Here is a 14,088-nt window from a genome sequence, read left to right as displayed (position 1 = left end):
GGGCATACATGGTGAGTGTTCAATCGCCTCCCGTTGGCCGTGAACTTCCTTACGCCCGCGTGCTGTTGCTGCCGGCCATACTGATGGCCGCGGCGTCCGGAGCCGCCGTCGCCCTGGTCGCGGAAGCGGCCCGGGTCGCCGTCGGCTGGTGCGGAGGCATCGCGACGCTCCTGGTGATCGCGACCGCGGCCGAAGCGGTCCGCCGCGGGCGCCTCGTCCGTGCCGTCCGCGCCGAGCTCGCGCGCCGTACGGCCTACTTGGACCGGCGCATCGCCGCCCAGGACGACGAGATCTTCCACCTCGGCAAGGAGCTGCTGCCCGCCGCGCTGTACCGGCTGCGCAGTGGCGATTCCCCCGACGAGGCGATCCGTAAAACCGCCGAGGCGGACCCCGCCGTCCGGGAACTCCCCGAGTCCCAACGCGAGTTGCTGCGCATCCTGCTGTCGATCGTGGACCACGAGGAAGCGATGCGCGACGCTTCGCAGCGCGCCTTCGTCAATATCGCCCGGCGTGTCCAGGCGATCGTCCACCAGCAGAACAAGGAACTGCGCGAGATGGAGGAGGACCACGGGCGCAACCCCGAGGTCTTCGACGACCTGCTGCGCATCGACCACGGCACCGCGCTGATCGGCCGCCTCGCCGACTCCATCGCCGTGCTCGGCGGCTCCCGCCCGGGCCGCGTATGGCCCAAGCCCGTGCCGCTCTACAGCGTGCTGCGCGGTGCCATGTCCCGGATCCTGGAGTACCGGCGCATCGAGCTGCACTCCATCGCCAAGGTCAACGTCAACGGCCCGTCGGTCGAACCGGTCATCCACGCCGCCGCCGAACTCCTCGACAACGCCACGCGCTACTCGCCGCCGCAGACCAAGGTGCACGTCACCGCCGTCGAGGTGCAGACCGGTGTCGCCATCGAGATCGAGGACGCCGGCGTCAGCCTCAGCGAGGATGCGCGCCGCCGGGCCGAGGGCATGCTCGAGAAGGCCCAGATCGGTATCGACCTCAACGACCTCGGCGAGGCGCCGCGGCTCGGCATGGCCGTCGTGGGTCGCCTCACGCAGATGTACAAGATGCAGGTCTCGCTGCGGCAGTCCGCGTACGGCGGGGTGCGCGCCGTGATCGTCGTGCCCCGCGACATGCTCACCGAGGAAACCGACCCCGCCTCCGGCCTCGCCCACGGCATCGGCGCCTCCTCCGTACCCAAGGTGGACTTCGGCGGTGTCGAGGGACCGGAGCGCAAGCCCAAGCGGCGCCGTCCCACCACAGGCCCCCACGTCCCCGACTCGGTGGCCGCGATGGAGGACGACGTCCCCGAGGTGACCGAGTGGACGGCGAACGGTCTGCCGCAGCGCCGCAGCCGGGTCAAGATCCCGTTCAGCCAGCGGGTGGCCGAGGCCCGGGCGGCCGAGGCGGAGGCGGAGGCCGCGCGCAAGGCCGGCCGCCCCGTCATCGACTGGTCCGCCTCCTCCACCGCGGCGCAGCCCGAGCCGAAGAAGGACGAACCCGAACCCGGACTGTGGGTCGAGGCGTTCATGGCCGGCCTGAAGGGCGGAAACGACGACCAGGACGACCAGGACAAGACACCAGGCGCGAAGAACACTCCGGCCCCTGCCGAGGCCGACGACGAGGGGGACCTCAAGTGATCCAGCAGCGAGCCAACTTCGACTGGATGCTCAAGGAGCTGTCCGACGGGGTGCAAGGGACCCGGCAGGTCGTCGTGCTCTCCGCCGACGGCCTGCGCATCGCCCGGTACGGCGGTGATCCCGACGCCGCCGACCGCATCGCCGCGGCCTGCGCCGGACTGCAGAGCCTGGCCGCGGCTGTCGCCACCGAGATCCCGGACACCGACGGCCGGATGCGGATGGTGATCATCGAGATCCACGGCGGCTACTTCTACATGATGGCCGCGGGCCCGGGCGCCTATCTCGCCGTCCTCGCGGACGAGACCGTCGACGCCGGGCTCATGAGCAACCGCATGCGCGACCTCGTCGTACGGATCGGCGCCCACCTGACGAGTCCGCCCCGGCGGAACGGGACGGCCGTATGACTCCTCCGCAACGACGACGGCGCTTCCCCAAGGAACCGCCGGAGCACAGTCCCGAGCAGATCCCGGACCCGGCACAGGTGCCGACGATACGAGAGGGGCAGGGCGAGACGAACCAGCCGGGGAGGCTGTACATCCTCACCGGCCAGGTCGAGGACGGCGATCGTGCCCCGCTCGACCTGGTGACCCTCATCGTGGCGAGTGACGACGCGCCACCGCCCACCGCCCAGCCGGAACAGTCGGCACTGCTCCAGCTCTGCAGGACCCCTCTGTCCGTGGCCGAGCTCTCGGCCTATCTCAATCTGCCGTTCAGCGTGGTGACCGTACTGCTGACGGAGCTGCTGGCGGCCGAACTGGTACAGGCGCGCGCCCCGATCGTCCGCTCGGAGCTGCCCGACCGTTCCCTCCTCGAAGCGGTGATGCATGGACTTCAAAAGCTCTGACACCATCACGGGCCCTCGCGCCGAGGACCATCTTCCGCACACGGCGCAGGCCGCCGTGAAGATCGTGATCGTGGGTGGTTTCGGCGTCGGCAAGACGACCATGGTGGGCTCCGTCAGCGAGATCAGGCCGCTGACCACGGAGGAGACCATGACGCAGGCCGGCGTCGGAGTCGACGACAACTACGGCTCGGAGAGCAAGACGGCCACCACCGTGGCCATGGACTTCGGCCGCATCAGCATCACCGAACAGCTGGTGCTGTACCTGTTCGGCACCCCCGGCCAGGAGCGCTTCTGGTTCCTGTGGAACGGCCTGTTCGAGGGCGCCCTGGGCGCGGTCGTACTGATCGACACCCGGCGCCTGGAAGTCAGCTTCGACGTCATCGGCCGCCTGGAGGAGCGCGGGGTGCCGTTCGTCGTCGCCGTCAACGACTTCCCGGACGCGCCCCGTTACCCCATGGAGGACCTGCGCGCAGCACTCGACCTTCCCGAGGAGATCCCCATCGTGAAGTGCGACGCGCGCCGCAGGGCCTCCAGTCGTGACGTGCTGATGACCCTGATGCGCTTCCTGCACTCGATCGCCATGGCCTCCGCGTCCGCCTGATCTGCCCGTCAACTGCCAAGCCAACGACACCACTTCAGCTTCGAATTCGACCCCAGCTTCGAAAGCGACCACCGTGACGCCTGAACCCCACTCCCGAACCGGTATGGACGACCCCGGTATGTACGACTCCACGCCCGGCCCGCCGCCGGGCTGCCCGGCCCACGGCATGGGCCCCGGCGGACTGCGCCGCCTGTACGGCCCCGAGGCGGAGGACCTGGGGGCCCTGTACGAGAAACTCCGCGCCGAACACGGCAACGTCGCCCCCGCGCTGCTCCACAACGACGTGCCGATCTGGGTGGTGCTCGGCCACACCGAGAACCTGCACATGGTCCGCACCCCCTCGCAGTACACCCGCGACAGCCGCATCTGGAACCCCCTCCGGGACGGCACAGCGGGCCCCGATCACCCGCTCATGCCCCTCTTCGCCTGGCAGCCCATCTGCGCCATGGCCGAGGGCGACGAGCACCTGCGGTTGCGCGGGGCCGTCGTGGGCGCCATGTCGACCATCGACCACCGTGGCATCCGCCGCTCCATCAACCGCTCGACGCAGCGCCTGGTCAACCGCTTCTGCGAGGACGGCAACGCCGACCTGGTCAGCCAGTTCGCCGAGCACCTCCCGATGGCCGTGCTGTGCGAGATCCTCGGCATGCCCGAGGAGTACAACGACCGCATGGTGCACTCCGCCCGCGACATGATCAGGGGCACCGAGACCGCGATCGCCAGCAACGAGTACGTCATGGGCGCCCTGAACCGGCTCACCATCCGCCGTCGTGCCCAGCCCCAGGACGACTTCACCAGCCACCTCATCAGGCATCCGGCAGCGCTCACCGACGACGAGGTGGCGCAGCACCTGCGTCTCGTACTGATCGCCGCGTACGAGGCCACCGCCAACCTCATCTCCAATGTGCTGCGCATGGTGCTCACCGACCCGCGCTTCCGCGCCCAGCTCAACGGCGGCCAGATGACGGTGCCCGAGGCGGTCGAGCAGTCCCTGTGGGACGAGCCGCCGTTCAGCGCCGTCCTGGGCTACTTCGCCAAGCAGGAAACCGAGTTGGGCGGTCAGTGCATCCGCAAGGGCGACGGGCTGCTGCTCGGGATCGCACCCGGCAACGTCGACCCGCGCGTCCGCCCGGACCTCACGGCCAACATGCAGGGCAACCGCTCGCACCTCGCCTTCGGCAGCGGCCCGCACGAATGCCCGGGCCAGGACATCGGCCGCGCCATCGCCGACGTCGGCGTCGACGCGCTCCTGATGCGGCTGCCGGACGTCCGACTCGCCTGCGAGGAACACGAGTTGCGCTGGACCACGTCCATCTCCTCCCGGCACCTGGTGGAGCTCCCGGTGACGTTCATGGCGAAGCCGCCGCAGGACGACACGCAACAGCCCGGCGCACATCCCGCTGACCAGCGGCCGCGTGCGGACTGGCAGGTCACCACACCCGCCCCGCCGTCCGAACCCGCCCCGGCACCGCGGCCTGCGACTCCCCAGCCCGAGTCCGAGGCCGTGGCTCCGCCCGCGGGCCCCGAGCGCCGCCTCGGCGCCTGGCAGCGCTTCGTCCGCTGGTGGCGCGGCTACTGACGAGGCGTCACCGAGCGGCCCAGTTCTCGTACGCGGACCACGCCCCCAGCGTCCGGCCGCTCACGAACGAGTGGCTGCGCCCCGTGACCGGATCGGTGAACTCCAGCACCCGCGCCAGCAGTTGGAGCGGGCGCCGGAAGTCACCGGCCGGTACGGGGCCGGTCACCACCGGGTAGAGGGGATCGCCGAGGATCGGCACACCCAGCGCGTTCATGTGCACCCGCAGCTGGTGGGTCTGACCGGTGCGGGGCAGCAGCCGGTAGCGGGCGCGTCCGTCGCGGTGCCCGACCAGCTCGATCAAGGTCACGGCGTTCGGCTCGCCCGGCACCTCACGGGCGGCCGGCACCCCGCGCTCCTTCTCGATCCGGCTGCGCACGGTGCGCGGCAGCGTCAGCGACTCCCGGTACGGTGCCACCGCCTCGTACTCCTTGCGTACGAGGCGGTCGCGGAACAGCGACTGATACGCGCCGCGTTCCTCGGGCCGCACCGTGAACAGCACCAGCCCGGCCGTGAGCCGGTCGAGCCGGTGCGCGGCCGTGAGTGTGGGAATGCCCAGCTCCCGCCGCAGCCGCGCGAGAGCCGTCTCGGCGACATGACTGCCGCGCGGCGTCGTGGCCAGGAAGTGCGGCTTGTCGACCACGACGATGCGCTCGTCGCGATACACCACATCAAGGCCGAACGGCACCGGCACCTCGTCCGGCAGCTCCCGGTGGAACCACACGAACATCCCCGGCACATACGCCGCGTCGGCCGCCACCGCCCGCCCGTCCGCCCCGACGATCAGCCCCGCGTCGAGCATCCCGTCGATCACCCCGGCCCCCGCCGCGAGCCGCTCCACCAGATGCTCCCGCACGGTGCCCCACGCCCCCTCGACCGGCAACCGCACCCGCACCGGATCCACCCCCTCACGCTGCGGCAGGGGAGCGGGCGGAATCCGTTTCCTACGTCTCACCTGGTCAAGCGTACGCAGCGGCCTCCGCGACCGTCGTACGCGCCTTGTACACCCGATACGCGCCACCGAGGACGAGCGTCACGCCGAGGAACAGCACCGTGAACCACTGGAAGTACCAGTGCCCGCCCGCCGGGTCGTACACCTCCGCGCGGGGCCAGGCGAGGTTGATCGTCATGAACAGGCCGTAGAGCAGGGCGAGTGCGTTGACGGGGACGCCCCAGCGGCCGAGGGAGAAGTACGGGCGGCCCGTTTCGTCAGTGCCTGCGGCTCCTTCGGCGGCGAAGTTGCCACGCAGGCGCTGCCAGAGGAGCGGTCCGGTCACCATCGCGTACGCGAGATAGAGCATCACGATGCAGGTGGTGCCGATGGCGAGGAATGCCTCCGGCGAGGCGAAGTTGAGGAGCAGGAGGGCCGCGGCGAGGACGCCGACGACCAGGGCGGGCGCGCTCGGCATTCCGGTGCGCGGGTTGACCTTCGCGAGCCGTCGGGAGAACGGCAGCTGGCCGTCGCGAGCCATCGAGAACAGCATGCGGCAGGCCGACGTCTGGATCGCGAGGGTCGCCACCGCGATGGCCACCACCACATCGGCGAGCAGCAGCCGGCCCACCCCGTCGCCCAGGCTGCTGGTCAGGACGTAACTCAGGCCCTCGACGCCGAGCCGGCCGTCGGTCAGGCTGGGCGCGGCCAGCAGACCGCCGAGGATGATCAGTCCGCCGAGCAGGCCGGCCGCACCGAGCGCGGTGAGGATCGTACGGGGCGCGGTACGCCGCGGATGATGCGTCTCCTCGCTCATCTCACCCGCGCTGTCGAAGCCGATCATCACGTACGCCGCCGCGAACGAACCCACCAGCAGCGCCCCGAACAGGCCGGACTGGGCGGCCGTTCCGGTGTGGAATGTGATGCCGGGGGAGCGCTCGGAGTGGGTGAGCAGGAGCACGATGATGAGGACGGCGCCGATGATCTCCGCGGTGACGCCTACGCGGTTGATCAGGGACATCACACGGATGTCGATGACGTTCACGAAGGTCGTCAGGACCAGCAGGAGCACGCCGAACAGTGCCGCGTTGGCCGCGCCGCTCGCCGACGTCGGCGCCGGGTCGTCGCCGATCAGCTGGAAGCCGGACCAGATCGCGGGCAGCACCATCTGCAGGGCGAGCGCCGCGGCAGCGACCACCACGATCTGCCCGATCACCATGATCCAGCCGGCGAACCAGCCGAAGGTGAGGTTGGAGAGCCGGGACGACCACTGGTAGATGGCACCGGAGATCGGATAGCGCGCGGCAAGCTCCGCGAAGCACGCGGCCACCAGCAACTGGCCGATCAGCACGGCCGGCCAGGCCCAGAAGAACACCGGGCCGCCGAAGGTGTAGCCGAACGCGAAGAACTGGAAGACGGTCGTCAGCACCGAGATGAAGGAGAACCCGGCGGCGAACGAGGCATAGCGGCCCAGGCTGCGATGCAGCTCCTGGCGGTAGCCGAACTCGGCGAGGGAGCCGTCGCCGGAGGAGTCCGGTGGCTCGGAATGGACGTCGGAGGAGACGGTCGTCGTCACGGCGGCACCTGCCTTGGGCACAGGGGAGCGGAATGGGGAGCGCGGAATTCCTGTCGGGCGACAGAAATTAGGCAGCGGCTGTTTCGCTCGCATGACGCGGCCATGTCTGCCACGGGCCGAAGTCCTCACGCTCTTGCGGGCGGCTCCGAGTCGCTCGTGGGCAGCATTCAGGGCGAAGAGGCTCAACTCAGCTCAAAGCGTGCCTAGTTGTGCTGCGTCGGTGTGCACGATGGTGTCCTGCAAGGGGTGCGGGGCTGTCTCAATTTGCGGCTCCGTCGCGTGGGAGCGACCAGCCACCACGAACCCGTAGCCGAAGACGAACCCGAACACCCACGAACCCACCCCCTCAACCGCCAGAGGCGACCGTCAGCGACAGAAGATCCCGCGCCGGCCCCGCAGGCCGATGCCCCATCGGCCACACCGCGCGAAGCGCCCGGCTGAGGCGCACGTCCGCCACAGGGATCGAGACGAGGCGGCGAGCCGAAAGCTCCTCGCCGAGAGCGAGCTCGCTCAGAACCGCCGGCCCCGCACCGCTCACCGCGGAAGCCTTCACCGCCGTAGTGGACGAGAGCTCGATCAACGGCCGAGCGAGCCCTCCGAGCGCCGCGTCCAGCACCTGACGCGTCCCGGAACCCTTCTCGCGAAGGATCAGCGGCGTCGCCGCCAGCTCCGTCGCCTCGAGCGGCCGACGCCGCCGCGCCCACGGATGCCCGGGCGCCGTCACCACGATCAGCCGGTCGTGGGCGATGACCGCCGAGTCGAGGCCGGTCGGCACGGACAGCCCCTCCACGAAGCCGAGATCGGCCTCGTCGGCGAGAAGCCGCTCGGCCACGACAGCGGAGTTCCCGGCGTGCAACGACACGGCCGTGTCCGGACGCTGGGCGCGCAGCGCGATCAGCCACCCCGGCAGCAGATACTCCGCGATCGTCATGCTCGCGGCCACCCGCAACCTCGAGTCCCGCCGGTCACGCAACGCCTGCGCACCGGCATCGAACGCCTCCGCCGCCTCCACGATCCGCCGCGCCCAGTCCGTCACCAGCGCACCGGCGTCCGTGAGCCGCGACCCCGTGGGCGAACGGTCCACCAGAGCCACGCCCAACTGCCGCTCCATCGACCGGATCCGGCTGCTGGCCGCCGGTTGCGTGATCCCCAACTCCCGCGCCGCCCGCCCCAGACTCCCCAGCCGCGCCACAGCAAGCAGCAACTCCAACGCCCCGAGCTCGGGGACCCGGCGGGCAAGCCCGCCGGCGAACCCGGAAAACTCCTGTTCAGCCGCACTCATAAGCCCACTCTATGTGGGAGCGCCAAGCCCCAAGGGGCTCGCACCTGGCCTCCGGCGGTTGGGCGGGTTGGGTTCGTTGTCTTGTGCGGGTTCGTTGTGGCTGGTCGCGCCGTTCCCCGCGGGGTGCCTCCGGCGGTTGGGCGGTTGGGTTCGTTTTCAGGTGCGGGTGCGTGGTGGCTGGTCGCGCCGTTCCCCGCGCCCCTGGGTGGGTGGTGGGTGCGGGGCCGTGGGCCGGTGCGTCAGCCCGTCGCAGGCCGGGCATACGGCCCTTTGCTGGTACACGGTCCTGGTGGCCTGAGACAGAACCTAAGCGACGGGCATACGACGCACCGGCCCACGGCCCCTCCCGCCGGTGGGAGGGTGCGGGTGCGTTGGGGTGCGGGCTCTTTGGGAACCTGCTCAACCGATGGAGTTGCCAAGCACAGTCGGCGCCGCCACCAACGAAGGGCCGTACCAAGTGAGATGCCGCCCGCTGACCAGCGCGCAGGGCCGGCCCTCGAACGCCTCGGGGCCGTCCTCGGCCGTGAACCGGTACGGCTCGTCCGGCAGCACGACGTACTCCGCGGACCTCAACTCCTCGATGGGCACGCGCGGATAGCGCTCCGGGTGCGTCGCGTACACGTTGTCCACGCCCAGCCGCGCCAGTACGTCACCCGCGAAGGTGTCCCGGCCGAGCACCATCCACGGCCGCCGCCAGATCGGCACGACCGCACGGAGGCGGTGCTCCGGCACCGGCAGGTCCGCCCAGACCGCCTCCGCCTCGTCCAGCCACCGGGGCCGACCCCGAACCCCGCATGCCCCAAGCACCCGCTCCAGCTCACGAAACGCCTGCGGCACATCCCGCACCTCGGTCACCAGCACCTCGAGCCCCGCTTCCCGCAGGGCGGTCAGATCCGGCTCTCGGTTCTCCTCCTCGTTGGCGATCACGAGGTCGGGCGCGAGCCGCACGATCCGCTCGACGTCGGGGTTCTTCGTGCCCCCGATCCGTACGACATCGAGATCGACGGGGTGAGCGCACCAGTCCGTCGCCCCGGCCAGCACGCCCGGCGCAGTCACGGCCACGGCCTCCGTGAGGGATGGCACAAGGGACACCACCCTCACCGCTGTGCGTCCTCCGCCGCCTCGATGTGGTCCGCGACCGCCACGACCAGTACGCGGGTGTCCGGCACGGTCGCCCGCCACCGGTGCCGTACGCCACCGGTCATGTACAGCGTGTCGCCGCGCCCCAGCCGGTACGCGCGGCCCTCCGCCTCGACCTCGACGGCGCCGTCCGCGACGTACATCAACTCGTCGTTGCGGTGCTGGAATTCGCGGCCCGCGTCGTGGTCACCGCTGAACTCCATGGCGTGCAACTGGTGGTGACCGCGCACCAGGGGGCGCACGAGGGGCTCGTGGGTGAACTCGGAGTCGTCGGCGCGCACCACGTCTACGCTGCGCGCCGGGTCGGCGGCGGCGAGGAGTTCGACGCAGGTCGTCCCGAGGGCGTCGGCGACGCGCTGGAGGGAGCGCATGCTGGGCCGGGCCCGTTCGTTCTCGACCTGGCTCAGGAACGGTACCGACAGTCCGCTGCGCTCAGCGACGACGGCGAGGGTGAGCTCCAGTGCCCGGCGCCGCCGCCGGACGGCCGCGCCCACCCGAAGGGCATCTTTGTTGTCGTCCATCGCTTCGGCTCCCTCCTGTGCGTCGTCGGTGCGGACGGCTCGGTGACGGCCCGGTCTTCGTACATACGAGGTACTACGTACGAGGGACGTACGAGCCAATGTCTCCCGATGTTTTGTTTGCACCCTACGCACGTTCGGCAAACCGTTTCATGCGCCCGTCACAAGGCCGTAAACAAAGGGGTGGGCTTTCGCCGCACCGGAACCGCACGGTCCCGGCGGGCGAAGCCCACCCCTCGGCCGACTGCTGCCGTACTACCGCATGGCTACGGAGTCATCCGGCTCACCATGTCCGGGTGCTCCTTCAGCCACGCGGCGACGGCCTCCTCCTCGTTGCCCTGGCCGCGGTCCTTGATCTCGGCCTCCAGGGTGCCGAGTTCCTCCTCGCTCATCTTGAAGTTCTTGATCCACTTCGTGAGCTGCGGGTACTGGTCCGGGAACGCCTTGTTGGTGATCGTACGGATCGTGTTCCCCTCACCGAACAGCTTCTTCTCGTCCGACAGCTTGGTCAGCTCGTACTCGCTGTAGGCCCAGTGCGGGGACCACAGGACGGCGATGATCGGCTCCTTCTTGGCGTACGCGCGCTTCAGCTCGGCCAGCATGGCGGGCGTGGAGCCGTCGACGACCTCGTACTCCTTGTCCAGGCCGTAGCCCGGCAGGACGTCCTTCTTGAGCAGGTTCATCTCGCCGGTGCCCGGCTCGATGCCGATGATCTTGCCGCCGAAGGTGTCCGCCTTGCCCTTGAGGTCCGCCAGGGACTTGACGTCCTTCACGTACGAGGGCACGGCGAGCTCCAGCGAGGTCGGCTGGTACCAGGTGCCCAGGTCTCTCAGGTTGGCCTTGTACTTGTCCCAGTAGTTCGCCTGGGCGTACGGCAGCCACGCGTCGAAGTTGACGTCGATGTCGCCGGTGGACAGGCCCGTGTAGACCGGGCCGACGTCCATCTGCTTGAGGTTCAGCGTGTAGCCGCGGCGGGCCAGGACGTTCTTCCACAGGTAGGTGACGGCGACGTTCTCGTCCCAGGGGAAGAAGGCGACGTCCACCGGACGCTTCGCCTCCGCCAGGTCGCCGCCCGTGGAGTTCTCGACCGGGGCCAGCTTGTCGACGACGCCGGGATTCGACTTCAGCCAGGCCTTCACGGCCTGCGGCTGCTTGCCCTCGCCCGCCTTGTTGATCTCCGCCTCGAGGCTGGTGAGCTGCTTCTCGGTCATCTTGAAGTTCTTCAGCCACTGGCCGACGACCGGGTTGTCCTCGGTGAAGCCCTTGCGGGAGACCGTGTGCACCCCGTCGCCCTTGCCCCAGGCGCCCTTCGGGTCCTTGAGCTTCGTCAGCTTGTAGTCGTTGTACGCCCAGTGCGGCGACCACAGCGTGACGACGATGGGCTCCTGCTTGGCGTACGCGCGCTTCAGCTCGGCCAGCATGGCGGGCGTGGAGCTGTCGACGACCTTGTACTCCTTGTCGAGGCCGTAATCCTTGAGGACCTTGCTCTTGAGCAGGCTCATCATTCCGGCGCTGGACTCGATGCCGGTGATCTTGCCGCCGAATTCCGAGGCCTTGCCCTTGAGGTCCTCCATGGAGTCGATGCCCTTCATGTAGGAGGGCACGCTCAGCTCCAGGGACGTCGGTCCGTACCAGGAGCCCAGGTCTTCGAGCTCCTTGCCGTACTTCGTCCAGTACTGCTCGTGGGTGGTCGGCAGCCAGGCGTCCGTCTGGAAGTCGATGTCGCCGCCGGCGAGCGAGGTATACATCGGGCCGGCCTCGAGCTGCTTCGTCTCGACCTGGTAGCCGCGTTCCTGAAGGATCTCCTTCCACAGGAAGGTGGAGGCGACGCCCTCGTCCCACGGAATATAGCCAATGGTGATCTTCTTGCCCTGGCCGACGTTCGACGAGTCGGCGGCGGTGGTCTCGGAGTTCGTACCGCCGAAGACGCCCATGCCGCCCGCGACCAGAGCGAGCACGACGACACCGATCATGGCCACGGCGGGCCGGGGACGGTAGGACCAGATATTCAGGCCCTGCGCGGCGCGCAGCCTGGCGAGGGCGCGGCGGCCTAGCGGCGAGACCTGGGTGCCCAGCGAACTGGTCATACGGTCCAGGTAGATCGCCAGGATGACGATGGCGACTCCGGCCTCGGAGCCCAGACCGACGTTCAGCTGGCCGAGGGCCTCGTTCACGTCGCCGCCGAGTCCGCCGGCGCCGACCATGCCCGCGATGGCGGCCATGGACAGGCCCAGCATGATGACCTGGTTGACGCCGGCCATGACCGTGGGCAGCGCCAGCGGCAACTGGATACGCAGCAGGGTGTTGCCGGGGGTGGTGCCGAACGCGTCGGCGGCCTCGACCAGTTCCTTGTCGACCTGGCGGATGCCCAGCTCCGTCATCCGGACGCCGGGCGCCAGCGCGAAGATCATGGTGGCCACGATGCCCGCGGGGGCGCCGGTGCCGAAGAACAGGATCGCCGGGATGAGGTAGATCATCGCGGGCAGCGTCTGCATGAAGTCGAGCACCGGCCGGACCGTGTTGCTCACCCGGTCGGAGCGCGCCGCCCAGATGCCCACGGGTACCGCGATGGCGAGCGCGATGATCGTCGCCACGAGGACGAGCGACAGGGTCACCATCGCGTTCTCCCACAGTTCGAGGGAGTCGATGAAGGCGAATCCCACGAAGGTGAGGACACCGGCGGACGTGCCGCGCAGCCAGAACGCGATCACGGCGAAGATGCCCGCGAGGAGGAGCGGCTCCGGGGCCTGCAGGACGGCGTTGATTCCGTCGTACGTGCCCTCGAAGACGGTCTTGAAGAAGTCGAAGAGCCACGCCATGTGCTCGAGCAGCCAGTCGACCGTGTCGTTGACCCAGTCGCCGAAGGGGATCCTAGGCACCGGTCTTCACCACCTTGACAACCTTGTCACGCGGTGCGTCACAGGGCCTGGGCTCGCCCTGTTCGTCCCCGAGGAAGCCGATCAGCCGCTGCCGCGGTACGACTCCGACGAGCTTCTGCTTCTTGTCGAGCACCGCGACCGAGTGCGAGACGCGGGCGCTGATCGCGCAGAGGTCCACGAAGGAGCTGTCGGGCCGCGCGGTCTCGCAGCCGCAGTCCGCCTCGTCGCCCCGTACGTTCGTGTCCATGACGGCGTCGGCCGTGAGCACCCGGGAGCGGTCGACGTCCTTGGTGAAGGAGGCGACGTAATCGTTTGCGGGGCGGACCAGGATGTCCTCGGCGGTGCCGATCTGGACGATGCGGCCGTCGCGCATCACGGCGATACGGTCGCCCAGGCGCATGGCCTCGTTGAGGTCGTGGGTGATGAAGACGATGGTCTTCTTGAGCTTCTTCTGGAGCTCGATCAGCTGGTCCTGCATATCGCGGCGGATCAGCGGGTCGAGGGCGCTGAAGGACTCGTCCATCAGGAGCAGGTCGGCGTCGGTGGCCAGGGCCCGGGCCAGGCCCACGCGCTGCTGCATACCGCCGGACAGTTCGTCGGGCCAGGACTTCTCCCAGCCGCCCAGTCCGCACATGGCGAGGGCGTCGGTGGCGCGCATCTCGCGCTCGGCGCGCGGTACGCCCTGCACCTCCAGGCCGTACGCGGCGTTCTCGAGGACGCTGCGGTGCGGGAACAGCGCGAAGTGCTGGAAGACCATGCTGATCTTCTTCGAGCGGACCTCGCGCATCTCTCGGTCGCTCAGCGCGGTCAGGTCCTGACCGTCGAAGAGCACCTCTCCCGCGGTGGGCTCCAGCAGTCCGTTGAGCATGCGCAGCAGCGTGGACTTGCCGGACCCGGACAGACCCATGACGACGAAGGTCTGGCCCGGTTCGACCGTGAAGGACGCGTCGATCACCGCGGCGGTGGAGCCGTCGGCACGCAGTTCCTCACGGTCACCGCCCTTGTGGAGTCGCTCGACCGCTTTCTCGGGTCGTCGGCCGAACACCTTGTAAAGGTGCTCGGCTTGCAGCCTGGATGACACTTGTACCTCTCAAGTCGAAC

The 14,088-nt window shown here is 69.4% G+C and carries 12 protein-coding genes; 5 read left to right on the top strand and 7 right to left on the bottom strand.

The genetic code is table 11. The features are described 5' to 3' along the window. The first annotated feature begins 8 nt into the window (after positions 1-8). The 5 genes from ACYVO6_RS01480 (at position 9) to ACYVO6_RS01460 (ending at position 4,664) form a co-directional block, all read left to right on the top strand. A complete protein-coding gene (locus ACYVO6_RS01480; protein ID WP_461056537.1) occupies positions 9-1,640 on the top strand; it encodes a sensor histidine kinase in 1,632 nt (543 codons plus the stop codon). Further along, positions 1,637-2,044, top strand: coding sequence for a roadblock/LC7 domain-containing protein (locus ACYVO6_RS01475; RefSeq protein WP_033323402.1), 408 nt, complete (start codon positions 1,637-1,639; stop codon positions 2,042-2,044). The genes ACYVO6_RS01480 and ACYVO6_RS01475 overlap by 4 nt, the downstream gene beginning before the upstream one ends. Further along, positions 2,041-2,484, top strand: a complete 444-nt coding sequence (locus tag ACYVO6_RS01470) for a DUF742 domain-containing protein (protein ID WP_461056536.1) — start codon at positions 2,041-2,043, stop codon at positions 2,482-2,484. The genes ACYVO6_RS01475 and ACYVO6_RS01470 overlap by 4 nt, the downstream gene beginning before the upstream one ends. Next, positions 2,465-3,085 carry a GTP-binding protein gene (locus ACYVO6_RS01465; RefSeq protein ID WP_189324006.1) on the top strand — a complete coding sequence of 207 codons (621 nt, stop codon included), beginning with the start codon at positions 2,465-2,467 and terminating at the stop codon, positions 3,083-3,085. The genes ACYVO6_RS01470 and ACYVO6_RS01465 overlap by 20 nt, the downstream gene beginning before the upstream one ends. 73 nt (positions 3,086-3,158) lie before the next feature. Then, on the top strand, positions 3,159-4,664 hold the full coding sequence (locus tag ACYVO6_RS01460) for a cytochrome P450 (RefSeq protein WP_461056535.1): 1,506 nt from the start codon (positions 3,159-3,161) through the stop codon (positions 4,662-4,664). A gap of 7 nt (positions 4,665-4,671) precedes the next feature. Here ACYVO6_RS01460 and ACYVO6_RS01455 read toward each other — a convergent pair whose 3' ends face one another. The 7 genes from ACYVO6_RS01455 to ACYVO6_RS01425 all read right to left on the bottom strand — a co-directional run bounded on the left by ACYVO6_RS01455 (position 4,672) and on the right by ACYVO6_RS01425 (position 14,068). After that, positions 4,672-5,616 (bottom strand): RluA family pseudouridine synthase, encoded by a 945-nt coding sequence (locus ACYVO6_RS01455; protein WP_461056534.1) that lies wholly within the window; start codon positions 5,614-5,616, stop codon positions 4,672-4,674. Between the two features lie 4 nt (positions 5,617-5,620). After that, positions 5,621-7,168: an amino acid permease gene (locus ACYVO6_RS01450; RefSeq protein ID WP_461056533.1), complete on the bottom strand. Its 1,548-nt coding sequence runs from the start codon at positions 7,166-7,168 to the stop codon at positions 5,621-5,623. Between the two features lie 346 nt (positions 7,169-7,514). Next, on the bottom strand, positions 7,515-8,450 hold the full coding sequence (locus ACYVO6_RS01445; protein WP_461056532.1) for a LysR family transcriptional regulator: 936 nt from the start codon (positions 8,448-8,450) through the stop codon (positions 7,515-7,517). 399 nt (positions 8,451-8,849) lie between these two features. After that, the gene (locus ACYVO6_RS01440; protein ID WP_461056531.1) at positions 8,850-9,551 is read right to left on the bottom strand and encodes a helical backbone metal receptor; all 702 of its coding nucleotides are present in this window, start codon (positions 9,549-9,551) and stop codon (positions 8,850-8,852) included. Continuing rightward, complete coding sequence (locus tag ACYVO6_RS01435) at positions 9,548-10,111, bottom strand: helix-turn-helix domain-containing protein (RefSeq protein ID WP_461056530.1); 564 nt, start codon at positions 10,109-10,111, stop codon at positions 9,548-9,550. Before ACYVO6_RS01435 ends, ACYVO6_RS01440 begins: the two co-directional genes overlap by 4 nt. 263 nt (positions 10,112-10,374) lie before the next feature. Then, positions 10,375-12,987, bottom strand: coding sequence for an ABC transporter permease/substrate binding protein (locus tag ACYVO6_RS01430; RefSeq protein WP_461056529.1), 2,613 nt, complete (start codon positions 12,985-12,987; stop codon positions 10,375-10,377). After that, positions 12,980-14,068 (bottom strand): quaternary amine ABC transporter ATP-binding protein, encoded by a 1,089-nt coding sequence (locus ACYVO6_RS01425; RefSeq protein ID WP_461056528.1) that lies wholly within the window; start codon positions 14,066-14,068, stop codon positions 12,980-12,982. The genes ACYVO6_RS01430 and ACYVO6_RS01425 overlap by 8 nt, the downstream gene beginning before the upstream one ends. Positions 14,069-14,088: the final 20 nt, after the last annotated feature.

Source organism: Streptomyces pseudoechinosporeus, from assembly GCF_054783935.1.
Note: the sequence above shows the minus strand (reverse complement) of the source record. Positions and strands in the feature narration are given on the sequence as shown.

Coding starts and splice junctions, on each gene's coding strand:
- ACYVO6_RS01480 (WP_461056537.1), top strand. CDS start 9: ATGGTGAGTGTTCAATCGCCTCCCGTTGGCCGTGAACTTCCTTACGCC.
- ACYVO6_RS01470 (WP_461056536.1), top strand. CDS start 2,041: ATGACTCCTCCGCAACGACGACGGCGCTTCCCCAAGGAACCGCCGGAG.
- ACYVO6_RS01465 (WP_189324006.1), top strand. CDS start 2,465: ATGGACTTCAAAAGCTCTGACACCATCACGGGCCCTCGCGCCGAGGAC.
- ACYVO6_RS01445 (WP_461056532.1), bottom strand. CDS start 8,450: ATGAGTGCGGCTGAACAGGAGTTTTCCGGGTTCGCCGGCGGGCTTGCC.
- ACYVO6_RS01435 (WP_461056530.1), bottom strand. CDS start 10,111: ATGGACGACAACAAAGATGCCCTTCGGGTGGGCGCGGCCGTCCGGCGG.